This window comes from Mucilaginibacter gossypiicola, assembly GCF_900110105.1.
Classification (GTDB): domain Bacteria; phylum Bacteroidota; class Bacteroidia; order Sphingobacteriales; family Sphingobacteriaceae; genus Mucilaginibacter; species Mucilaginibacter gossypiicola.
In genome coordinates this window covers 57,756-78,613 of the sequence record NZ_FOCL01000010.1, presented here as the reverse complement: position 1 = coordinate 78,613, position 20,858 = coordinate 57,756, and the positions used below count along the sequence as shown (strand labels likewise).

Genomic DNA, 20,858 nt, shown 5'->3' with positions numbered 1-20,858 from the left:
CAAAAATCACACGTGAGAACTACTCAAAGAAAAACTTTACCACTGGGCCTGCTTTTTGCAGGCTCAATGCTGCTGGCCGGCAGGGCAGCAGCACAGGATGTAACCACTATCCCTGTTGAAACCCAGCACAACGCTATAGTGCTGCAAACTGATGCTGAAAAACACCTGAACATGGTGTACCTGGGCGCAAAGCTTGCCAATACGTCAGAGTATTCCCGCATCCAGAAAATGTACAAACAGGCCGATGATTCAGGCGTACAAAATGATGTTTATACGCCATCAGGATCGGCCAGCCTCGGCGAACCAGCCATTACCGTTACCCATGCCGACGGTAATAAATCATTAAATTTAACCTATGTCAGCCATACCGTAAGTAAGGTTGATGATGATATTTCATTGTTGGTGGTTACCCTTAAAGATCCTGTTTATGATTTTGAGGTAAAACTTTATTACAAAACCTATTTTAAAGAGGATGTTACCGAACAATGGTCGGTGATTAAACACAACGAGAAGGGCGTAGTAACGCTTAACAAATATGCTTCGGCCAACCTGAACTTAAAAGGTAATACTACAGGTGGTTTCTGGTTAAAACAATACCATGGTAACTGGGCCATGGAAGTGCAGCCGGAAGAAGCCCGTTTAACCCACGGTATTAAAACTATCGATAGCAAACTGGGTACCCGTGCCAACCTGTACGAGCACTCGATGTTTGCCATATCGTTAGATAAACCTGCTACCGAAGATGAAGGAAAGGTATTTTATGGCGCTATGGAATGGTCGGGCAATTTCAGGGTTGATTTTGAGCTGGATGTAGCCAACAACCTGAAAATTATTGCAGGTATTAATAATGCTGCATCCGAGTATCATTTAAAACCGGGTGCTGAATTTACTACGCCTGCTTTCCTGTATACCTACTCTGACCATGGCAAGGGTGACGCCAGCCGCAAGCTGCAAAGCTGGGCCCGCAAATATAAAATTGTTGATGGCGAAGGCTCAAGGCTTACATTGTTGAATAACTGGGAATCAACCTATTTTGATTTTAATGAAAGTAAGCTTGCAGGCTTGTTAAAAGATACCAAAAAACTGGGTGTCGACCTGTTTTTGTTGGATGACGGCTGGTTTGGTAACAGCCACCCGCGCAACGGCGACAATGCAGGTTTGGGCGATTGGCAAGAGAACAAACAAAAGCTGCCTAACGGCATCAGCTCATTAGTGAAAGAAGCGCAGGCCAACGGTGTAAAATTCGGTATCTGGATTGAGCCGGAGATGGTTAACCCTGCCAGCGATCTGTACAAAGCCCATCCTGATTGGGTTATTAAACAGCCAAACCGTCCTGAAAAATACTTCCGTAATCAACTGGTGCTTGATTTGGCTAACCCTAAAGTACAGGATTTTGTATTTGGCGTAGTTGATAACCTGTTCACTAAAAATCCTGATCTGGCTTATATTAAATGGGATTGTAATGCGGTTATCTACAATGCTTACTCGGCTTATTTGAAAAAAGACCAGTCGCACATTTATGTTGATTATGTAAATGGTTTGTACAACGTATTAAAACGCGTTCGCGCTAAATATCCTAAAGTCCCTTTAATGCTTTGCTCAGGCGGTGGTGGCCGTGTTGACTACGGTGCACTGCAATACTTCACCGAGTTTTGGCCAAGTGATAATACCGACCCGCTGGAGCGTGTGTTTATACAATGGGAATATTCATTCTTCTACCCGGCTATTACCAGCTCAAACCACGTAACCGATTGGGGCAAACAACCCATTAAATACCGTGTGGATGTGGCTATGATGGGTAAAATGGGCTTTGATATTGTGATAGGTAAGCTAAGCGAAAACGATCTGAGCTTTTGCCAGTCGGCCCTGAAAAATTATGATGCACTGAAAGATGTGATTTGGCACGGCGATCAGTACCGTTTAGCTTCTCCATGGGATAACGACGCTGCTTCTATCATGTATGTGAATACTGATAAATCAAAAGCGGTTATGTTTAACTATTTGGTGAATAACCGTTACGGCTCAGGCAGCAAAGTACCTGTACGCCTGAAAGGTCTCGACCCTAACAAGAAATACCGTGTAAAAGAGATCAACCTTTACCCGGGCACAGGTTCGGTATTAGGAAACGAAGATTTAACCTTTACCGGCGATTTCCTGATGAACGTAGGTATCAATCCTGAAGCCAGTGCTTACCATACCAGTGTGGTGCTGCAGCTGGAAGCAATTTGATAGCGGCGACGAAAGGCAAACAATAAGAGTTAAAAAAGAAACGTCATTGCGAGGTACGAAGCAATCCCCTATAAGCAGGTCCGCCCTGTATAGTTTGGGATTGCTTCGTACCTCGCAATGACGTTTTTATTGATGTTATTTCTGTTGGATCGTAATTCACGACTTACTTCGACCAGTAATAGCCTAATAAAAACCATGTCATTGCGAGCGCAGCGTGGCAATCTCGTAGCCAATGTATGTTCGCCCTGTATAGCTACGAGATTGCTTCGTCGTGCCTCCTCGCAATGACATAAAAAAATAACTTACCTCAACTTATCTGTGATATCAAAATGCTCAACCCTCGCCGAAGTCAACGGTAGTTTACTGCAGGCAGAGTAAAAAATATAATCCTTATCCTCAGTAATGCCGGGAAGCAATTTGTTGATCACCTTCCCAATCTGCAGGTTTTCGCTTTTTACCGCGTTGGTATCGGCAATGTTTACCTTGGTAACATAATAAATTACCGGGAACCAACCATGACTGTTCTTTTGATTGCCTAACCGGAACACCCGCGGTTCTCCTGCAACACCATCAATTACTACCGGAAAATGGTATTGTTTTACAGTTGCTTCGGCAGCATCCTGAAATAATTTACCTGCATCGGTATCATGCAGATATTGCCAGTAATCATTAGGGGCGGTACATTGTAAAGACAGTTCGAGCGTTAAACGGGCATCGGCAAAGTGCTGTTTGTCGTATTTCTCTTGCCCTTGCTGGTAAAGCTCGGGCGCCGTTTTGCCGTTGATTTTATAAGTGTTTACGTTTACTGAAGTTAATTTCCAGCCATAATCGTATTTGGCATACATGGCGGTGATCATCTCCTGGTTGGGCAGATTTTTATCTTTTGGTAAAAATAAGGCAATGTACATTTCATGGGTAATGCCGTTATAAACCATTTTATAGCTGTTAATGCCGGCCGATAAATTGCTTATTGTATCCGTATTACGATGTTTGTTTACGATATAATATTCATCGTAAATATCATAATCGGTGGTTTTCGCTGCGTTGCCTACCAGTTCAATTTGCCTCAGGTTTGATTTATCCTCCAGCATCTCCTGCGATTCCATGTTGCTGATATCATCGGCATTGTTGGTGCGCAGGTTGCGAAGCAGTTGTTCATTAAGTTTGTGAAAATCGTCGCGTTTACCGCCGGGGATCTGGTCGTTTCGCCAGGCTCCGGGCTGTTTGATACAGCTTTGTAATGATATAGCCAGTAAGGCAAAGGAAATGAGTTTAATTGTGTTTGGGTATAGGGTTTTCATATTACCCGTAATGATATAAAAAAACGATGAAATCTGCCATCGTACAGGATCAGCAAAACACGATATTGCAGTTGACGATATTGCCAGGAATCGGTAAATAGGTTTCTGAAAGTTGACAAGACTGACATTTTATTAAACAATCCTGCCAGTATGAAATAAATGGCTGCTTGTATCATAAAAAATGGTTTCTTTTGAATCGGCCATTTCACAACCTGTGGCTATATGATATTGCTTGCCGGGCATATGACAACGCCAGGCAAAATAGGAACGACAATTTGCATGGAAAACCTGAAAGAGATTTTTGACTTGGAGTACTTTTTTCACCTGTCGCCCGATTGGTTGTGTGTGGCCGGGTTCGACGGTTACTTTAAAAAAATTAATCCGGCTGTTTCAAGAACCTTAGGCTATACCGAAGTTGAACTGTTTGCAAAACCTATCGATTCGTTTGTTTATCCTGAAGACAGGAGCATCACCGCCAGTAAACGGGAGAGCATCAAGAAAAACAATCCGCTATATAATTTTGAGAACCGGTACGTAACTAAAAGCGGGGAAATAGTATGGCTTTCGTGGACATCGATGCCTGTAAAAAGCCAGGAATTGGTTTTTGCCATCGCCAAAAATATTACCGATAAAAAGAAGCTGGAAGAATTTAGCAGGACATCGCTTGTATCGGCCCAAAACAGCGAAATATTAAAAGGGGGAGATCTTACCCGTACACATCTCCTCAAACCGATCAGTGAGCTTTCCATTGCCGATCAGCTATGGCTTTACGAACTTGAAACGCTGGTAAGAAAATACATTGGGAAAGTTGATTTGGGGATTGTATTGCTGAGCAGCGAAATGGGCTTAAGTGAAAGGCAGTTGCACCGGCGTATAAAAAATACCACGGGGGTTACACCTAATAATTACATCCGGAGGATCCGTTTACAGATGTCGATGGAAGCGATCAATAGCGGTAAATACCGCACCGTGGCCGAAATATCATATATTGCCGGCTTTGAAACTCCTGCTTATTTCAGGAAACTGTTTAAAGAATTTTATGGCCGCGATGTAGCTGAATTACTGCAATAATATAAAAGTAGCTCATTGGCTATTTAACCCTTTTCATCGGAAACTGTATCGCCTTTAGCTTTCCTTTTCTTAGCCCTGATATTTCGGCGAGTAAAGAGTCTTTAGTTATTTGGGTATAGGTGATCTTTTGCGGGAAATCATGCTCCGGGTTTTCAAACACCAGTTGTTTTTTGTTTACTGAAGTAAGAGTAAAAGTTACCGCTTTGCCGTTGTTTTGATTTTTTACTGTTGGGATATAGTAAAGTTTGCCGACGTGTTGTTCCAATCTGATATGCTCGGATGATACCGTGTCTGTGCCTGCTAATGAATAGCTTCTGCCAAGAAATGTGGAATCATTAAGCTTATTCCAGGTTTCGGTGTCCAGTGTTTTTGCCGATTGATTTCTCCAGCTGCCGATAAGCCATTTGGCTTGTGCGATAGGGCTGGATTTTTGTTGGGCATAAGAGCCGGTATAAGCAAGTGTAACGCAGGCTAACGTAAGTAACTGCGATTTAAAATGGCGGGACAGGATCATGAGCGGAGAATATTAATTGAAATTACAAATTAAGAGGGGCAAATCAAATATAAACCTGCATGTCGGGTGTGGCTAAAGCCGGGCTTGGTTTATAACTGATCCGTCACTTAAAAGTGACGGCAATGAAACTGAATACTGAATATGCCAATTTTAGATCTGCTTTTAAATTCATTGCCGTTGGTTTTAACCAACGGTTAGTTAAGATATTTAAAAATGGCTTTATCCTAAATTTTGAGTGGAAAGGTATACGGTTGCTTGTCGCAAATGCACCCTTTATTTGTCGCGTATGTAACTCTGCGATGATGATCATTTTTAAGATATTTGATTAAACCAACAGCAAATCATGGAAAATTCAGCAACTAACGGCACCGAAGTGATCGCCATAAAAGAAGCTCAAAAGATACTTGATGTTAAATGTGCCATGCTCAACGGTTCAACCTTTGAGCAAATGATGATGAACAATGCAAGTTTTAAGGATGTATGCATCATCAACCTTAAAATTGAAGATGCTAACCTGAGCGACCTGGAGATAAAATATGCGCAGCTTGGCGGCGCTTACATCCATGATATTGGTATGCCGCCCGAAGGTCATCCCGCATATGATCCCACCGCAAAACAACGGCCGCTTAAATTTGAGAACTGCGATTTACAGGGTAGCACCATAACCGATTGTAACCTGAGCAATGTGAATATTACGGACTGTAACCTGAGCGGCATGAAAATTAATGGGATTGATGTGGCGGAGCTGATCAGGGTATATCAACAGAAATAGGGGGAACTATAAGAAGCTGTTTAAAACCTAATAAGAAAAGCGTCATTGCGAGGTACGAAGCAATCCCCGACTTTACAGGGCAAATATGCATAGTTGCTCTGCTTATTAGGGATTGCTTCGTACCTCGCAATGACGCTTTTTTTAACGTTGTTACATTATTAGCTTTTGGCTTTCTGCATTCAGCTTTTCGCTTTTACTTACTTGCCCACACATTATCCTTTTTATTGCTATCCGGATCGTAAGTGGTGCCAAGTACTATCTTTTTGACTGTTTGTTTTGCGGTGAAGTTAACAGAAGTTGTTTTGTTACCGGCAGCCCAAACAGCTATGCTTTTGTGCACCAGTTCGGTAGTGCCATCGGCATAGCTAAGGGTTAAGTTAACGGGGATTGGCTTGCTGCCAACTTTGGTAACAGTAACACTGTATTTTAACCCGGTGTTAGTTACTTTGCTTATCGCCAGGTCGGTTACCCCATTATCAAAGAACCAGGCTTTCCAAAACCAGTTAAGGTTTACGCCTGCGCCGGTATTCATACAATTAAAAAAGTCGTATGGCATAGGGTGTTTGCCGTGCCACTGTGCAATGTAATAGTGCAGGGCTTTAGTAAACAGCTCATCGCCAAGCATATCTTTTACATATAAATAACCCAGGCCCGGTTTAGGATAACTGTCGGTAAAGCTGGCCGTACCCGTAAGCATAGGCGTAAGCGTCATCACAGGCACATCAACCTCATGGCCGGCACTTTGCTCAACAGCCGAAACGCCGTAAGGGTCAACAATTGAAGGATCTATCTCCGGACTAACCAGCCACTCGCCTATGGTTGCCCAGCCCTCGTCCATCCAGCCATATTTGGTTTCGTTAATACCCATATAAAATGGAAACATGGTATGGAAGATCTCATGATCAGTAAGCTCAATGGCGTCTGCTTTATCTTCGAGCGGGTTATCATTCACCATCATAGGGTACTCCATCTGGTCCAGACCGTCAAAAACGGTTTCATGCTGGTATGGATATGGCCATTTCGGGAATTTGTAGCTCATTACTTCTACCGTTTTGCGGGCGTAATCAACCACGGCATAATAATCCTTGTGCTTTTCGTTAAACACGGCATCAACACGGGTACGCCTGCCGGTTTTAGGATCAACCACCAGGCTCGATGCTTTCCACAAATAATGGTTGCTGGTAGCGAAAACAAAATCGGTCACACTGTCGGCCTCAAACTTCCAGGTATTGGTTGGATTGTTTTTGGTGATATTGCCTGCTTTAACATCATCTTCGGTAATGATATCTGTTACTTTATCGCTTGCGCCGGCATCTGCAATCCGTTTAACTATACGGCTGTCATAAACTTCTGCAGCATTTTTCAGATCGCCGGTTGCCCAAACTTTATAATCTCCGGGCACAGTGATATCAGCACTGAAGTGGCAAAAATCATTATAAAACTCCTGTGCGCCAACGTACGGGTAATCATTCCAGCCATCAATATCGTCATAAACTGCTACGCGAGGAAAGAAATAGGCGATAAAGAACGCCCCTGTATCAACCTGGCCTGTGCGGATATGAGAGCCCTTGTTTAAAGTGTAAGCATAACTGATATCGAAGTGTACTTTTTGTTTGGGAGCGATGGGAGATACCCGCAGCGTCATATTTGTGCCATTGATACGGCGTTTGGTACTATCCTGCGTTTTATTATCAATGCTCAAACTGCTGATATGTACGCCATCGGTAAGGTCATCTGCAGAAACCGCCATTTGGCGCACCGATCCTTTTTTATATAAGTTAGGGTATAGTTTAAATTGTACCCGCTTTAATGTATCAGGACTGTTGTTAAAATAATCTATACCAACTGTACCGCTCACCAGGCGCGTTTTGGGATCAAAATTTACCTTGATCTTATAGTCGGCAGTATTTTGCCAGTAGTTTTTTCCGGGGGCGCCGGCTGCTGTCCTTGTCCCTTTGGTATAGGTGTTTTGCAGGTTTACGGCTATGGGTAAGGTTTGCTGGGCAAATGTGGTTGTACTGCCAATGATTAAAATAAAAGGCAGTAATTTTTTAATACTGATCATGTATGCTGATATATATATGAGTTATATTTGAGGTAAATATAATAAACCGCAGGCAGAACCCGGATAAGCGATAATTTTGTATCGCCGGCATTTTACAGGGTATAACAGCACGGTTTGAAATAATTTATAACTTATAATAATTAGGAGCCATGACTGCCGAAAAAATGATCATTGTAACCGGTAAGCAATACCTTGAGCTAAAACAAAATTTAGAAAGCGGCGAAGGACTTACTTATAATATAGGCACCGATAAACACCCCGAAATGGTTAAGATCATAAACATTTATATGGATACCGATCCCGACTTTACCCGTAACCCGCGGCAGTTTGCCCGTATGCATGAAGATTTGAACGTGCAGGTAAAACTGGAGTATATAGCGGAGTAGATAAACTTTTCCAGGCCAATTATTCCCCAATCTAACCATAATCGCTTATTTTTAGGCCATGCATCACCCTGAAGATAACCCCTGGAAAATAACGTCCCAAAAAAACATTTACGATAACCCCTGGATCAACTTAACCGAATACCAGGTTATTAATCCCTCCGGTAATCCCGGCATTTATGGTAAGATCCACTTCAAAAACATGGCTATCGGCGTTTTACCTTTAGATGCTGATTTGAATACCTACCTGGTAGGGCAATTTCGCTTTGCACTAAATCAGTACAGTTGGGAAATGCCCGAAGGTGGCGGTCCCGAAGGAACCGATCCGCTTGAATCGGCCAAACGTGAATTGCTGGAAGAGACCGGTTTAAAAGCCTCAGAGTGGACAGAAATTCAGCGCCTGCATCTCAGTAATTCGGTAAGCGATGAGTTGAGTATATTATACCTGGCCCGCGGCCTTGAGCAGTTTGAGGCTGAACCCGAAGAAACCGAACAACTTATTGTTAAAAAAGTACCTTTTACCGAAATTTATCGTATGGTTTGCGATGGTGAAATTACAGATTCCATGACTGTAGCTGCGGTACTTAAAGTGCAACTGCTATTAACAGAAAACCGTTTGTAACTACAGCATTATTGAAAAAAATATAACTTTGCCCATTGATGAAGAAGTTATTAGGCTATATCCTGTCGCCCTTTGCCATAATTGCATTTTTTTTAGCCCTGGTTGTTTTTCAGCCTATCCAGTGGATCGCTTTTCGTTTTTTTGGCTATGCAGCGCATAAACGTACTGTTGATATCCTGAACCTATGCCTGTTTCGCACTTTTTATATCACGGGCGATACAGTAACTTTTATCAATAAGCAAAATTTGCCCGTGGGCAGGCCAATCATATTTTTAGCCAATCATCAGAGTTTGCTTGATATACCGCCGTTGATTTATTACCTGCGCAAATATCACGCTAAGTTTGTTTCTAAAATAGAGCTTACCAAAGGCATTCCTTCTATCAGCTATAACCTGAAACATGGTGGTGGGGCCAATATCGACAGGAAGGATCATAGGCAGGCTACTACAGAAATGATGAAGCTGGGCGAACGAATGAAAGCCAATAACTGGTCGGCAGTGATTTTCCCCGAAGGTACCCGTTCTAAAGACGGTGTAGTGCGGTCTTTTCAACCGGGAGGTGTTGCTATGCTTTTGAAAAAATGTCCTGAGGCATTGCTGGTACCTATCGCGATAAAAGACAGCTGGAAAGTTGTACGGTATGGCTTTTATCCGCTTAATACCTTTATATCCATGACCTGGACAGTACTTGAACCCATTGAGCCCGGTAAAACCCCGGTTGGCGACCTAGTACTTGAAGCCGAGAACAGGATCAAGGCTGCGTTATCTTAATTTCGGATTTCGGATTTGGGAATTTCGATCTCGGATTTTTTATTCCCTGTCTCCCCAGGGTCTCCCGCAGATTTAAGTTAGCCTACAAAATTGTTTTGTCGTTTAATCAACAAGGCATTTTGTTTTGCACCTCTGGTGCAAAGGGTATTGCTGTACTTTTTTATGCTACAAACCTTTTGCACCTCTGGTGCACCTGTCCTTAAGTATATCTTAATTAATACTTGTTTATTAAATTATAGAAATCTCCCAGAGGGAGAAAAGGTTTGTAGAAATAACATTCTACCCCTTACCTGAACCCCAGAGGGGTTCAACTTATGCACATTCCTTTTGCTGATCGAAGTTTAGCGACAGCGTAACTTTGTCCTGGAATGTGTTAAGCTTTCAGCTTAACTGTACTTCGACTTGCTTTTCTATCCCGCAAGCAGAATGCTTGCCTTGTTTTAGGACGAAGTTACGCTATCGCTAAACTTCGACCAGTAATTGAGTTATAGTAGAAACGCCTTCCTCTCACTTCCGAAATCCCAAATCCCAAATCCGAAATACAATTAATCTGTTAATAATCAGTTAAATGTTAACAAATAAATCATATCATATTTACGTTAATATGAAACGTTATCGCTTATTTTTATAGACCCATAAAAGAGGTCGCCTAAAATTTACCTAAAATAATTTTTATGACCTGGAGAAAATTCAGCGGCGAAGTAATCCAATCGCCCATTATGGAAGAGGTTGAAAAGGCAATTGAACGCGAAGCCCTCCTTGGTAACAAGCTAAAAGTATGTATTGGCACCGACTCACAAGTTAAAGGATCTGTAACAGATTTTGCAACCGTGATCGTGTTCCTGCGCGAAAAACGCGGCGCTTTCATGTTCATACACCAGGAGCGTACTTCGCAAAAAATGAGCATTAAAGAAAGGATGCTGAGCGAGGTTCAGAAGTCTATCGATATTGCTTATAAGCTTTGCGATTTGCTTGACCTGTATGATGTGGAGCTTGAGGTGCATGCCGACATTAACACTAACCCGATGTTTAAGAGTAACGCTGCCCTGCATGAGGCTATGGGTTACATCCTGAGCATGGGCTTTGTGTTTAAGGCCAAGCCCGAAGCTTTCGCAAGTTCATACTGTGCAAACAAAATAGTACAGTAAATTTGCCGAAACTAAAGCGGTGTATCTATATTTGATATTAAAACATATCAGATATACCTATGTCGCCACTTATTGAAATCAACGACCCGGCTTTAGCCGCACAGGATACTATTCTTATTGATGCCCGCGGAGGGCAGGACTCTTACCAGCGTTACCTGGCAGGTCATTTAAACCACGCCATCTACGCCGACCTTGATCAGCACCTTACCACTAAACCCGATGATCCCGCCTTTGGCGGCAGGCATCCGCTACCTAATATACAGGAGTTTGCTGTACTGTTAGGTAACTGGGGTATTACACCTAAGAGCCACGTTGTGGTTTATGATGACAAATCGGGTGCTTTCAGCGCATCACGTTTATGGTGGATGTTGAGGGCAATTGGCCATGAAAACGTACAGGTATTAAATGGTGGGTTACAGGCCGCTAAGGATGCCGGTGTAGCGCTAAGCACCGAGGCTTACACCCCGGTTGCGGTTGATCCGTACCCGGTAACGCACGAGTATGCAAATACTGTTGAAATTGCTGAGGCCGGCGAAGCCGCACAGGATCCTTCAAGATTAGTTATTGATGTGCGCGAAACGCCACGTTATTTAGGCCAAACTGAACCTTTGGATTTGATAGCCGGTCATATCCCCGGTGCATTAAACCTGCCTTATATCAACAACCTGGGTGCTGACGGTAAGTACTTATCTGCTGATGAGTTACGAAAGGCATACGATGCAGCAATTGGTGACGTAGCGCATGACCAGGTGATTGTTCACTGCGGATCTGGCGTTACAGCTTGCCATACCCTGCTGGGTATGGATTACGCAGGTATCAGCGGCCCTAAGCTTTATGTTGGCTCCTGGAGCGAATGGTCGAGAAGGGATTTGCCGATAGGGAAGGAAGAGAGGTAGGATAAAAAAAGTATGTCATTGCGAGGCACGAAGCAATCGCACGGAAGCAAGGTCGCTCTGTATAGCATGCGATTGCCACGCTGCGCTCGCAATGACATGATTTTATCTCTTTGTTTTTATCGCCGGGTTGCGGTATAATTCAATGTCAAAACACTTATCATTCCCCCCTGTTACCCCATTGTGAAAACATACGTTTTAAAAAGAGAACAATCTATTCCCATTGGCATTGATCAGGCCTGGGATTTTTTCTCGTCGCCATTAAATCTGGCCAAGATCACTCCGAATGATATGCGTTTTGTGGTGACTTCTGATTATACCGAAACAACCAAAATGTATGCGGGAATGATCATTACCTATAAAATATCACCGTTGTTAGGCATCAACATGAACTGGATGACGGAGATCACCCATGTTGATGATAAAAAATATTTTGTTGATGAGCAGCGTTTCGGCCCTTACGCTTTATGGCACCATCAGCACCATTTTAAAATTATTGAAGGCGGCGTACTCATGACCGATCTTTTGCATTACGCCATTCCTTATGGCGTGTTTGGCCGGTTAGCGAATACCGTTTTTGTTAAAGGTAAGGTAGAGCAGATATTTGATTACCGGGTTAAGGCTATTGAGGAACTGTTTGGGAAATACAAGTAACTGCCGCGGGTTTAGCGCAGCGTAACCCGTGGTGAAGTATGATGTAAGCTTTCAGCTTACAATATGTTCAGCTGAAAGCTGAAACGATGCGCACCACGGGCTGAAAGCCCGCGGTAGATTATCATTTTACTCCCCCACCAACACAGCCTCTTCTTCAACTACCTTAACTTTTTGCCTGCTCAGCGTCAATGCAAACACTGCGCCTGTCGAGGCCATGATCACGCCGACAATTTCAGGAGAGGTAAAGCCTAATCCCCAGGCAATGGGCAGGCCACCCAAAAACGCACCCAAGGCGTTACCGATGTTAAAGGCAGCCTGTGTAGCTGCTGCGCCGAGCATTTCGGCACCTTTGGCAGTGTTGATCATTAAGGTTTGAATAGGCGATCCCGCGGCCATTGAAAGCCCGCCTGTTATAAACGTCATGACAAGCGACAGGATTTGATTTTGCGACACAAAGAAGATCACAACCAGCGATATGGCCATGGTGATCATCAATATCAGGCAGGCTTTTACCGGAGAAACTTTATCAGCCAGTTTACCACCAACAAAATTGCCTACCACCATGCCCAGGCCTGCTAATACCAACACATAAGGCACGCTGCTGGCCGAAAACTTTGAAACCTCGGTCATGAGCGGGGCGATGTAGCTGATCCAGGCAAAAAGACCGCCTGTACCAATGGCAGTTAAACCGATGATGAGCCATGCCTGTTTTTTTCTGAAAAATGAAAGCTCCGAACGTATGTTTCCTGCATTATTAGGGGCCAACTGTGGCAGCCATAACTGGATAAATGTTAATGTAATTAAGCCTATTGCTGCTATCATCCCAAAAGTATAGCGCCATGAATAATGGTGACCGATATAAGTACCCAGCGGAACGGTGAGCAGGTTGGCAATGGTAAGCCCGGCAAACATGACAGATATGGCCTGGGCCTGTTTACCTTTCTCGGCAAGGCGGGTAGCTACTACCGAGCCCACGCCAAAGAACGCGCCATGTGGTAAGCCGGCCAACAATCTTGAAAACAATAAAACGTAATGATTGGGAGCAAAGGCCGAACATGCATTAAAAACTGTAAAAATAATCATCAATACAGTCAGGATCTTTTTAGGCGGATAACTGCTGGTAAAAGCAACCAATAATGGTGCACCAATAACCACACCTAATGCATATGCCGAAATAAGATGACCGGCAACAGGGATACTGGTATGGAAATCATTGGCAATATCCGGCAGCATGCCCATCATTACAAATTCGGTAGTTCCAATGCCGAGGCCACCCAAAGTCAGTGGTAGTAAACTTTTTTTCACGTTGTTGTTATATTAAATGATGTTGATGCCTGCTTCTCTGTATGCCGAAAGTTCTTCATCGTCGGGAGATACATCGGTAATGATGGTGTCCAGTTGTGTCACCGGCCCTATGTAGTAAGGATCGGCTTTGTTTATTTTTTCTAAGGTGGATAGGGCGATGGTTTCTTTCGATACCTCGATCATCGTTTTCTTGATCTCGGCCTCTTCATAATCCCTGGTGGTGATGCCGATGGTAGGGTGTACACTGCAGATCCCAAAAATGCAAAGATCGGCGCGGATGTTCCTGAACGCATTGATGGTTTCGTGACCGATGGTGGTAAACGATGATTTATACAGGCGACCTCCTGCAAATATTACTTCAACGGTTGGATGATCTTCAAGTGCATTTGCAACCGGGAAGCTGTTGGTAACTACAGTGATCCTTAAGTCATCGGGCAAACTTTCAGCAACTGCCAATGTCGATGTGCCACCATCAAAAAGTACAACCTGGCCGTCTTTTAAAAAGCTTAGTACTTTGGATGCGATTACTTTCTTAGAGGCGACATCGTGCTTTTCCCTTGCCCGGTAATGGTGCGGGATAGGGGAGTGGGCAACTGCGCCCCCTCTTACAGCTGTTAGCAGCTTCTGATCGGCAAGTACTTTGATGTCGCGGCGTACAGTATCTTCCGATACGTTGAGTTTTTCACTCAGTTCGGCAAGCATAACCTTGTTATCTTTTGATAGGTGATCTAATATGATCTGGAGTCTTTCTTCTCTTACCATGTTTGCAATATGATGCAAAGTTATAATTAATTTGCAAAATATTGCAATTATACTTTGCTTTGTTGCATGAAAACGCAAGAAAAGAAAACCATTGCTATCGATATGGACGGCGTTATGGCCGATGTCGAGCCGCAACTGATCAGGTATTACGAACAGTTGTATGGCATTACAACAACCCTTGAAGCTATAGACGGCTTATCCCATGCGGAGGCTTTTCCGCTGGATGCTGTAACGAAGGCATCTCTGAACTTACCCGGGTTTTTCCGTACGCTGCCGGTTATGCCGGGCGCTATTGAGGCCGTTAAAAAGCTGATGGAAGATTACGAGGTTTACATTGTATCGGCCGCTACGGAATTCCCGCTGTCGTTATTCGAAAAATTGGAATGGCTTCAGGAGTATTTCCCGTTTATCAACTGGCGCAACATTGTACTGTGCGGCGATAAAAGCATCATCCATACCGATTACATGATAGATGACCATTGTAAGAACCTCGACTATTGTAGCGGTAAGGCGATCATGTTCAATGCCCATCACAACAAAAATGAACATCAGCACATACGGGTCCACAATTGGGATGAAGTATTAAACCTATTTGAAAAAGAGGTGCAGGAAGCCTGAGGAACTATTTAAAGAATTATTTAAATATTGTATAAGAATCATTGCCGTTGACTTTAGTCGACGGGATAATGACTGAAAAACAGGGGCTTTAGCCAAAATATCGCTTGAATAATTGGGCTGAAGCCCATAACGGTACTTCCTTACCGTTGACTTTAGTCAACGGCTATGAATACACTTTATTGTAAATAGTTCTGGAGGGCTTATTTCGTATCTATCCGGTAATTGAGTGATGCCGAAAAATTGGTGCCTGCGCCGGTGTTGCGCCCTGTAACAAAGGTGCCGCCTGTTAAAAACAGCGACAGGCTTTTGGCGAATGCGTGGCCATAGCTCAACGATACCTGGTTAAAGGCAAAGTTTTTACTGGCGCTTGGGTTCACGTTAAAATCCTTGTTGATACTTGTGGCATAAAAACCGCCGACACTTAATGAAATCTGTTCGCGGAATTTTTTATCGAGCGTTAGTCCGTATGTAGCGTTGTACCTGTCCTGGAATACGCTTTCGTAACCAAAGTATTCGCGTACGCCATTTTCAAGGATAAAGAATGAGTTTTTACCGAAGAGATGCCCGCTACCTGCAAAGGCCAGTTTAAGTTCGGCCCCTTTTTGGTTATACCCCAATGCCGTGTTAGTATACATAGGTACAATAGCTGTACCCTGTAAGCTGAAATAATATTTATAATTGATGTTGGCCAGGTAGTACCTGATACCCACTTCCAGATCCTGGAAACCTGAGCTTTTGCTGGTGCCCAAATCGGTACTAAAAGTGTTCATCACATAAGGCGCCAGTACCGAAAGGGTGAACTTGCGGCTTAATCCAACTTCTGAATATAAAGAATAGCTCCATGAACTGAATTTGCCGTTATTGGCAAAGGCCCCTTTATGGCTGTCGGCATCCCAGGCTTTATTGGCAAAAAAGTAAGTTGCCGACGGCGACAGCGAGATCCTGCCCGGCCTTACCGGGAAACCTCCTGCATAACTTTTGCCTGTAGCTAAGGCCAATATCACTATCCCCGCGAGCAAATATTTTGATAAAGTATTTTTCAAGGTCATGTGTGTAGATTTTAAAAGTTTTAAAACAAACCAAAGGTATCACGCATCCAACGGCCCTCATAATCCTTATATACCTGGCTTACTTCGTGTGCAAGGTTTTTAAATACCATTACGTGTTTATCGCCATGCATTGAATTAAATACCGCATAACCATTGCTTGGTGGTACATAAGGGTCTAAAAGACCTAAACCCAGAATAGTTGGGCATTTTATGGTTGTTGCAAAGTTTTTGGTATCGTAATAATCAAGATTGTTTAATACCTGGTCGAAAGTTACACCGGGCTTGCTTAACGTATATTTTTTAATATCGTTGATGGGCCATTCAACAGCGCCAACCAAATTGCGGATATCGCTCATGATAGGGTTTTGCGCCGAGCAAAGCGTTACCCGATGATCAAGCCCTGCAAGTGCAATGGATAAATATCCGCCCATGCTACCACCTGTGGCCAGGATCTGATCATGCCTCAGGTTAGGCTGTGCGTAAATAAAATCAACGGCACGTACGCAATCCATAATTACACCGCGCATTACATATTTGTTTTTATCTTCAATATGGTAGGAGATAAAAGCATCGCGCTCGGTATGGATCACATCGCGACTGGTACCTTGCCCGCGGGTGTTGAGGGTAATGATCACCAGGTCGGGGTCCAGGCCTACTATGGGGTATAACTTTACCTGGTAGCCGGGTAAACCAAGCAATACCGAAAATTTCTTATTTTTATTTTTACTAATAGGTACCGTCATATAACCGCGGATGGTAAGGTTATCCAGCGATTTCATTTCTATTTCGTAAACCTTGCGGTTTTCGGTGTTCATGGATGGTATCTCGGTAATTTTATAGTTGGGTTTTACCTTGGCCAGCTCGTCTTTTGCTGTTTGCCAAAATTGATCAAAATCGGCAGGTTTGGCATATTGCGACTTGATCTCATCCGGCCTGATCCCGAAAGCGCGACGCGTGGTATCGTCATAATCGCTTACGTTAATCATCATATTAACCTTATAAAAGCCTGTTTTTAGGTTAGGCACATCAAAATCATATTTAGATGTACTTTTTTTGGCCAGGTTTACCGGTTTCGACAGTGTTTTAACAACCTGCCCTTTATCGGTAGTGATATTGTATGATATCGTGCCTTCCTGGTTGGTATTATAAGTATTCTTAATTTCAAAACTGAACGAGGCCGTCGAGCTAAATTCGCCATCTTTATTGTTGATGGTTAATACTGTCGACACTTCATCGTCACCGCCGCTTTTGTCATTGGTTTCCGCCGGTTCCTTTTCGGTTTCCTGGGCAATGGCCGGTCTCACGGCACCTATGGTCAATAATGCGAAAGCTATGATCAGTAATTTATTAGTGTTTTTCAGCATGTTATATTTAGGCTTTAATCTTAGCTGATTCATTTTCGGGATTGCGTGCTTTGTTTTTAATCAGGAAATCGGACTTGCGGATATAATGATTAAGCGGTTCTTCAATTAATTTAAACAGCGTTATTGAAACGATATTTAAAACGATGAACGCATATAAAAGGTTTAAACTATCGTACTCAAACGGCGAATGCCAGTCGACCCCCCACTTATCATAAAGCTCAAAAACATAATCGTTAAGACTGTTCATACCCTGGTGTATAAAATTGTACATATAGCCTAAATGGATAAGGTAAAATATATACGAGCTTTTGCCAAGCAGCTCAATAAAAGGATGCGCTAAAAACTTTTTAAGCAGGGTAGTTTCGGTAAGCAGGCCATAAAAGAAAATGGCAATCGCCGTAGCCAACAAATAGTTATTGGTGACAATGCCCCATGGGTTATGCAACCCGGCTTCGTATCCATTCGGGATAGTTAAGGTCGACATGATCCACACACAAAAGAAGATCATGAAAAAGCCGAGATATGTGAATTTCTTTTTGCTTGTACCATTCAGTTTTTGTTTGCGAACGATGAGTGCCAGCTGAATACCTGCAAAAAACTCAAAGCACCTGCCCAAAAAGGTGTACAGCATCATAAAGGTAAAGTTGCCAAAGAAACCGAACCAGTTTATGTGGCTAAAGATCAATACGAGTATAACACCTAAGCCTGTTACCGCGATAGGCTGGATATAAAACTTTTTGTACCTGGTGGCGATAAGAAAAATGAACGGCGCCGAAAAGTAAAAGCATTCTTCAACTGTGAGCGACCAGCCCTGGGCAATGCCGGTAAATTTAAACTGATCGAAAAAGCCGCGCACAAAAACGATGTTCATGAAAAACATAACCACCGGGTTTTGCCCTGCCGTTACTGTTTGGTTTTGTGTAAAATGATAAGCTATGAACGCCCCAATAGTAAGCAGTGCGTACATGGGATAGATGCGGGCTACCCTGTTTTTAAGGTATTGAAGAAACCAGGCTTTGGTTAATTTAAAGCTATCAAAATACCTGAAAGCTATCAAAAAGCCCGAAAGCACAAAGAAAATGGTTACCCCGATATGGAATTCATTAAAGAAACGTTGCACGGAGTGGGGAAATTTTTCATCAAACACATATGCAAAATGCGAGATAAAAACCAGGTAAGCAGCCATGGCCCGTACACCGGTTAATGCCGGGATATAATTGGATTGCGCTCTTTGTGACAAAATAGACGTATTTTAACTTTCAGATCAATTTAATTATACGTAAATGTTTGCAAAATGGATACCAATGTTGAATAAGTAAGGGTAGATAGGTTGCAGTTTTAAGCACCAGTGGCAGTTTTGGGAGAATAGAATTGCTTATTCGTTAAGGCAGAACCGGGATTTGGGGGCGGATTGATGGATTTAATAATGTTATTTTAAAAAGCCATGTCATTGCGAGGAGGAACGACGAAGTAATCTCGTAGCTATAAAGGGCGGACATGCATTCGCTACGAGATTGCCACGCTTCGCTCGTAATGACATAATTAAAAAATGGGTGTCATGCTGAGCCAGTCGAAGCATAGCGGGGTGGGCCTCTGCGCGCGTCCTTCGACAAGCTCAGGATGACAAGCCCTGCACGTCTAATGTCATGTCACCTTCAGATGCCTCCGGATTTTTCCTACTCGCAATAACATGTTTTTTAATAACGGTGGGGTGTAAAAATCCTCCTAATCCTAAAATTCTATAAAGCAAGGTTCAGCCCACTTCCCTGTACAACACCCTTGCTTAAAATCCTTTGGTCAATGTAATACTGGATCTCAGATTTTTTCAATCCCCAGTTAGGGGCAATAAGCAGTTCGCGGTCGCTGAGGCCGAAGAGGCGTTGGATCACGATGTCCGGGCGAACAAGGGGTAATAATTCGCACAGGAAATCGGCATATTCCTCAATGCCAAACAGGTGGAACGGTTCGCGTTTGTACTTTACGCCCATTACCGAGCCTTCAACAATATGCAGGTGGTGGAATTTTACAAACTTGATCTGTTTAAAACGGTTAATCTCGTCGGCATATTTCAGCATCATCTCCTTAGTTTCCCAGGGGAAGCCGAAAATGGTATGCACACAAATATCCAGTTTGGAATTTTCGACCAAAGCAAGCGCTTTCACCAGCTCCTCGTGGCTGCAGCCGCGATTAATCTGGTTTAGGGTATCGTTGTAGATACTTTCCATCCCCATTTCCAGGTCAACATCAAAACGGTCGGTATAGCTTTCCAACAGGGCAATTTTTTCGGCATCAATACAATCGGGGCGGGTACCTACCGAAAGGCCTACAATATCTTCGGTACCATAGCTCAAGGCTTCATCATAAAGCATTTTAAGATAGTGGGCCGGGGCATAAGTATTGGTATTAGGCTGAAAGTAAATAATAAACTTATCGGCCTTGTTACCTTTACGGGCACGCTCCATACCTTCCTCAACCTGTTGCCTCACAGTAGGGGCGTTGCGGCTAACCGAAGGGGTAAAGGAATCAACATTACAATAAGTACAACCACCGTAGCCTTTTGAGCCATCACGATTGGGGCAGGTAAAGCCACCATCAACAATTACTTTAAATACGCGATGGCCTTTGTATTTTTCCTTAAGCCAGGGCCCGTAATTGTTATAGCCTTTTTCCCAGGTTGTTATTGCTTGCTGTTCCACTTTGTTTTCCTTGATTTTGACGACTTGTTTTGATCGATCAGGCGGCAAAGATAATGAATTTTTAGCGACGTAACTATTGAGCTACACCTTGTGTACCAGGCATTAGAATTGTTTAATTGCTAAGTTTAAAATAATGATCAATCTCGACTTCTTTATAGACATTGCCTTTCGAATCAACGTCAACATTTTGGTAAAACAAAATCAGTTCATTAGTCGTAAGTGATTTTATTTCAAACGAAAAATCGTTTCCAGGGTAGGTAGCGGCCCCATCTTTAACAGAAAATGTGTGGAAGGATAGTGTTTTGTCACTCAAAATATAAGTATAGGGTATTGTCAAAGTGGTCCATTTTTCAATCCCGGTTCCATCGGCTTTAAAATCGTAAGAATCACCCTGGGTATTTGTTATATGTGTTTTGGTAAGTTTATCGTTGGTATACTCGCGGATGGTATCTTTTGCGTTTCCCCATTTGCCAATAATAAGGGTTTTGTAATCGGGTTTTGAGGGAGTTGGATTGTTGTTTTTGCTGCCGCAACCGAAAAATATCAATGCGCATGCACACAGGAGCATGGTTTTATTCATTTTTGTGATAAGGAATTAAATACACCGCAATGTATTTAATTAAAATGATTTTCGATAAGTTG

The 20,858-nt window shown here is 43.0% G+C and carries 20 protein-coding genes; 10 read left to right on the top strand and 10 right to left on the bottom strand.

What is annotated here, in order from left to right; genetic code table 11:
• Window positions 1–12 precede the first annotated feature (12 nt).
• Complete coding sequence (locus tag BMX50_RS26330; RefSeq protein WP_244281106.1) at window positions 13–2,229, top strand: alpha-galactosidase; 2,217 nt, start codon at window positions 13–15, stop codon at window positions 2,227–2,229.
• Between the two features lie 302 nt (window positions 2,230–2,531).
• Here BMX50_RS26330 and BMX50_RS26325 read toward each other — a convergent pair whose 3' ends face one another.
• Complete coding sequence (locus BMX50_RS26325) at window positions 2,532–3,530, bottom strand: hypothetical protein (protein ID WP_091217290.1); 999 nt, start codon at window positions 3,528–3,530, stop codon at window positions 2,532–2,534.
• A 279-nt stretch (window positions 3,531–3,809) separates the two neighbouring features.
• Here BMX50_RS26325 and BMX50_RS26320 point away from each other — a divergent pair, with 279 nt between their 5' ends.
• Window positions 3,810–4,601, top strand: coding sequence for a helix-turn-helix domain-containing protein (locus BMX50_RS26320; RefSeq protein WP_091217287.1), 792 nt, complete (start codon window positions 3,810–3,812; stop codon window positions 4,599–4,601).
• A 19-nt stretch (window positions 4,602–4,620) separates the two neighbouring features.
• On the opposite strand, the gene BMX50_RS26315 is transcribed toward BMX50_RS26320, so the two are convergent.
• Window positions 4,621–5,115: a DUF6265 family protein gene (locus tag BMX50_RS26315; RefSeq protein ID WP_091217283.1), complete on the bottom strand. Its 495-nt coding sequence runs from the start codon at window positions 5,113–5,115 to the stop codon at window positions 4,621–4,623.
• Window positions 5,116–5,458: 343 nt separating this feature from the next.
• Here BMX50_RS26315 and BMX50_RS26305 point away from each other — a divergent pair, with 343 nt between their 5' ends.
• Window positions 5,459–5,887, top strand: coding sequence for a pentapeptide repeat-containing protein (locus BMX50_RS26305; RefSeq protein WP_091217276.1), 429 nt, complete (start codon window positions 5,459–5,461; stop codon window positions 5,885–5,887).
• A 193-nt stretch (window positions 5,888–6,080) separates the two neighbouring features.
• Here BMX50_RS26305 and BMX50_RS26300 read toward each other — a convergent pair whose 3' ends face one another.
• The gene (locus BMX50_RS26300; RefSeq protein ID WP_091217273.1) at window positions 6,081–7,952 is read right to left on the bottom strand and encodes a M1 family metallopeptidase; all 1,872 of its coding nucleotides are present in this window, start codon (window positions 7,950–7,952) and stop codon (window positions 6,081–6,083) included.
• 149 nt (window positions 7,953–8,101) lie between these two features.
• On the opposite strand from BMX50_RS26300, the gene BMX50_RS26295 reads away from it, so the two are divergent.
• The 6 genes from BMX50_RS26295 to BMX50_RS26270 all read left to right on the top strand — a co-directional run bounded on the left by BMX50_RS26295 (window position 8,102) and on the right by BMX50_RS26270 (window position 12,422).
• Entirely contained in the window at window positions 8,102–8,338 is a 237-nt protein-coding gene (locus BMX50_RS26295; RefSeq protein WP_091217269.1) for a hypothetical protein, read from the top strand.
• A gap of 58 nt (window positions 8,339–8,396) precedes the next feature.
• Window positions 8,397–8,957, top strand: a complete 561-nt coding sequence (locus tag BMX50_RS26290; RefSeq protein ID WP_091217266.1) for an NUDIX domain-containing protein — start codon at window positions 8,397–8,399, stop codon at window positions 8,955–8,957.
• Window positions 8,958–8,995: 38 nt separating this feature from the next.
• Window positions 8,996–9,727, top strand: a complete 732-nt coding sequence (locus BMX50_RS26285) for a lysophospholipid acyltransferase family protein (RefSeq protein WP_091217261.1) — start codon at window positions 8,996–8,998, stop codon at window positions 9,725–9,727.
• A gap of 674 nt (window positions 9,728–10,401) precedes the next feature.
• Entirely contained in the window at window positions 10,402–10,875 is a 474-nt protein-coding gene (locus BMX50_RS26280; protein ID WP_090533971.1) for a ribonuclease H-like YkuK family protein, read from the top strand.
• Window positions 10,876–10,934: 59 nt separating this feature from the next.
• Window positions 10,935–11,771 carry a sulfurtransferase gene (locus BMX50_RS26275; protein ID WP_091217256.1) on the top strand — a complete coding sequence of 279 codons (837 nt, stop codon included), beginning with the start codon at window positions 10,935–10,937 and terminating at the stop codon, window positions 11,769–11,771.
• A gap of 180 nt (window positions 11,772–11,951) precedes the next feature.
• Window positions 11,952–12,422 (top strand): SRPBCC family protein, encoded by a 471-nt coding sequence (locus BMX50_RS26270; RefSeq protein WP_091217251.1) that lies wholly within the window; start codon window positions 11,952–11,954, stop codon window positions 12,420–12,422.
• A 126-nt stretch (window positions 12,423–12,548) separates the two neighbouring features.
• Here BMX50_RS26270 and BMX50_RS26265 read toward each other — a convergent pair whose 3' ends face one another.
• Both BMX50_RS26265 and BMX50_RS26260 read right to left on the bottom strand, forming a co-directional pair.
• A complete protein-coding gene (locus tag BMX50_RS26265) occupies window positions 12,549–13,727 on the bottom strand; it encodes an MFS transporter (RefSeq protein WP_091217247.1) in 1,179 nt (392 codons plus the stop codon).
• A 12-nt stretch (window positions 13,728–13,739) separates the two neighbouring features.
• Window positions 13,740–14,489, bottom strand: coding sequence for a DeoR/GlpR family DNA-binding transcription regulator (locus BMX50_RS26260; RefSeq protein WP_091217244.1), 750 nt, complete (start codon window positions 14,487–14,489; stop codon window positions 13,740–13,742).
• A gap of 66 nt (window positions 14,490–14,555) precedes the next feature.
• Between BMX50_RS26260 and BMX50_RS26255 the strand changes: the two genes are divergently transcribed.
• Window positions 14,556–15,107, top strand: a complete 552-nt coding sequence (locus tag BMX50_RS26255; RefSeq protein WP_091217241.1) for a 5' nucleotidase, NT5C type — start codon at window positions 14,556–14,558, stop codon at window positions 15,105–15,107.
• Between the two features lie 200 nt (window positions 15,108–15,307).
• Here the strand turns inward: BMX50_RS26255 and BMX50_RS26250 are convergent, their stop codons facing one another.
• The 5 genes from BMX50_RS26250 to BMX50_RS26230 form a co-directional block, all read right to left on the bottom strand.
• On the bottom strand, window positions 15,308–16,156 hold the full coding sequence (locus BMX50_RS26250; protein WP_091217238.1) for a hypothetical protein: 849 nt from the start codon (window positions 16,154–16,156) through the stop codon (window positions 15,308–15,310).
• A gap of 20 nt (window positions 16,157–16,176) precedes the next feature.
• The gene (locus tag BMX50_RS26245) at window positions 16,177–17,553 is read right to left on the bottom strand and encodes an acetylxylan esterase (RefSeq protein WP_091217235.1); all 1,377 of its coding nucleotides are present in this window, start codon (window positions 17,551–17,553) and stop codon (window positions 16,177–16,179) included.
• Window positions 17,528–18,760: an acyltransferase family protein gene (locus BMX50_RS26240; protein ID WP_091217231.1), complete on the bottom strand. Its 1,233-nt coding sequence runs from the start codon at window positions 18,758–18,760 to the stop codon at window positions 17,528–17,530. Before BMX50_RS26240 ends, BMX50_RS26245 begins: the two co-directional genes overlap by 26 nt.
• Window positions 18,761–19,259: 499 nt before the next feature.
• Window positions 19,260–20,216, bottom strand: a complete 957-nt coding sequence (locus BMX50_RS26235; RefSeq protein WP_208864806.1) for a tRNA modification radical SAM protein MnmL/YtqA — start codon at window positions 20,214–20,216, stop codon at window positions 19,260–19,262.
• Between the two features lie 112 nt (window positions 20,217–20,328).
• Window positions 20,329–20,796, bottom strand: coding sequence for a hypothetical protein (locus BMX50_RS26230; RefSeq protein ID WP_091217228.1), 468 nt, complete (start codon window positions 20,794–20,796; stop codon window positions 20,329–20,331).
• Between the last annotated feature and the right edge of the window lie 62 nt (window positions 20,797–20,858).

Excerpts from the sequence above, each read along its gene's own strand:
- BMX50_RS26325 (WP_091217290.1), bottom strand. The coding sequence starts at position 3,530 with ATGAAAACCCTATACCCAAACACAATTAAACTCATTTCCTTTGCCTTA.
- BMX50_RS26320 (WP_091217287.1), top strand. The coding sequence starts at position 3,810 with ATGGAAAACCTGAAAGAGATTTTTGACTTGGAGTACTTTTTTCACCTG.
- BMX50_RS26315 (WP_091217283.1), bottom strand. The coding sequence starts at position 5,115 with ATGATCCTGTCCCGCCATTTTAAATCGCAGTTACTTACGTTAGCCTGC.
- BMX50_RS26305 (WP_091217276.1), top strand. The coding sequence starts at position 5,459 with ATGGAAAATTCAGCAACTAACGGCACCGAAGTGATCGCCATAAAAGAA.
- BMX50_RS26300 (WP_091217273.1), bottom strand. The coding sequence starts at position 7,952 with ATGATCAGTATTAAAAAATTACTGCCTTTTATTTTAATCATTGGCAGT.
- BMX50_RS26295 (WP_091217269.1), top strand. The coding sequence starts at position 8,102 with ATGACTGCCGAAAAAATGATCATTGTAACCGGTAAGCAATACCTTGAG.
- BMX50_RS26290 (WP_091217266.1), top strand. The coding sequence starts at position 8,397 with ATGCATCACCCTGAAGATAACCCCTGGAAAATAACGTCCCAAAAAAAC.
- BMX50_RS26285 (WP_091217261.1), top strand. The coding sequence starts at position 8,996 with ATGAAGAAGTTATTAGGCTATATCCTGTCGCCCTTTGCCATAATTGCA.
- BMX50_RS26280 (WP_090533971.1), top strand. The coding sequence starts at position 10,402 with ATGACCTGGAGAAAATTCAGCGGCGAAGTAATCCAATCGCCCATTATG.
- BMX50_RS26275 (WP_091217256.1), top strand. The coding sequence starts at position 10,935 with ATGTCGCCACTTATTGAAATCAACGACCCGGCTTTAGCCGCACAGGAT.
- BMX50_RS26260 (WP_091217244.1), bottom strand. The coding sequence starts at position 14,489 with ATGGTAAGAGAAGAAAGACTCCAGATCATATTAGATCACCTATCAAAA.
- BMX50_RS26255 (WP_091217241.1), top strand. The coding sequence starts at position 14,556 with ATGAAAACGCAAGAAAAGAAAACCATTGCTATCGATATGGACGGCGTT.
- BMX50_RS26250 (WP_091217238.1), bottom strand. The coding sequence starts at position 16,156 with ATGACCTTGAAAAATACTTTATCAAAATATTTGCTCGCGGGGATAGTG.
- BMX50_RS26245 (WP_091217235.1), bottom strand. The coding sequence starts at position 17,553 with ATGAATCAGCTAAGATTAAAGCCTAAATATAACATGCTGAAAAACACT.
- BMX50_RS26230 (WP_091217228.1), bottom strand. The coding sequence starts at position 20,796 with ATGAATAAAACCATGCTCCTGTGTGCATGCGCATTGATATTTTTCGGT.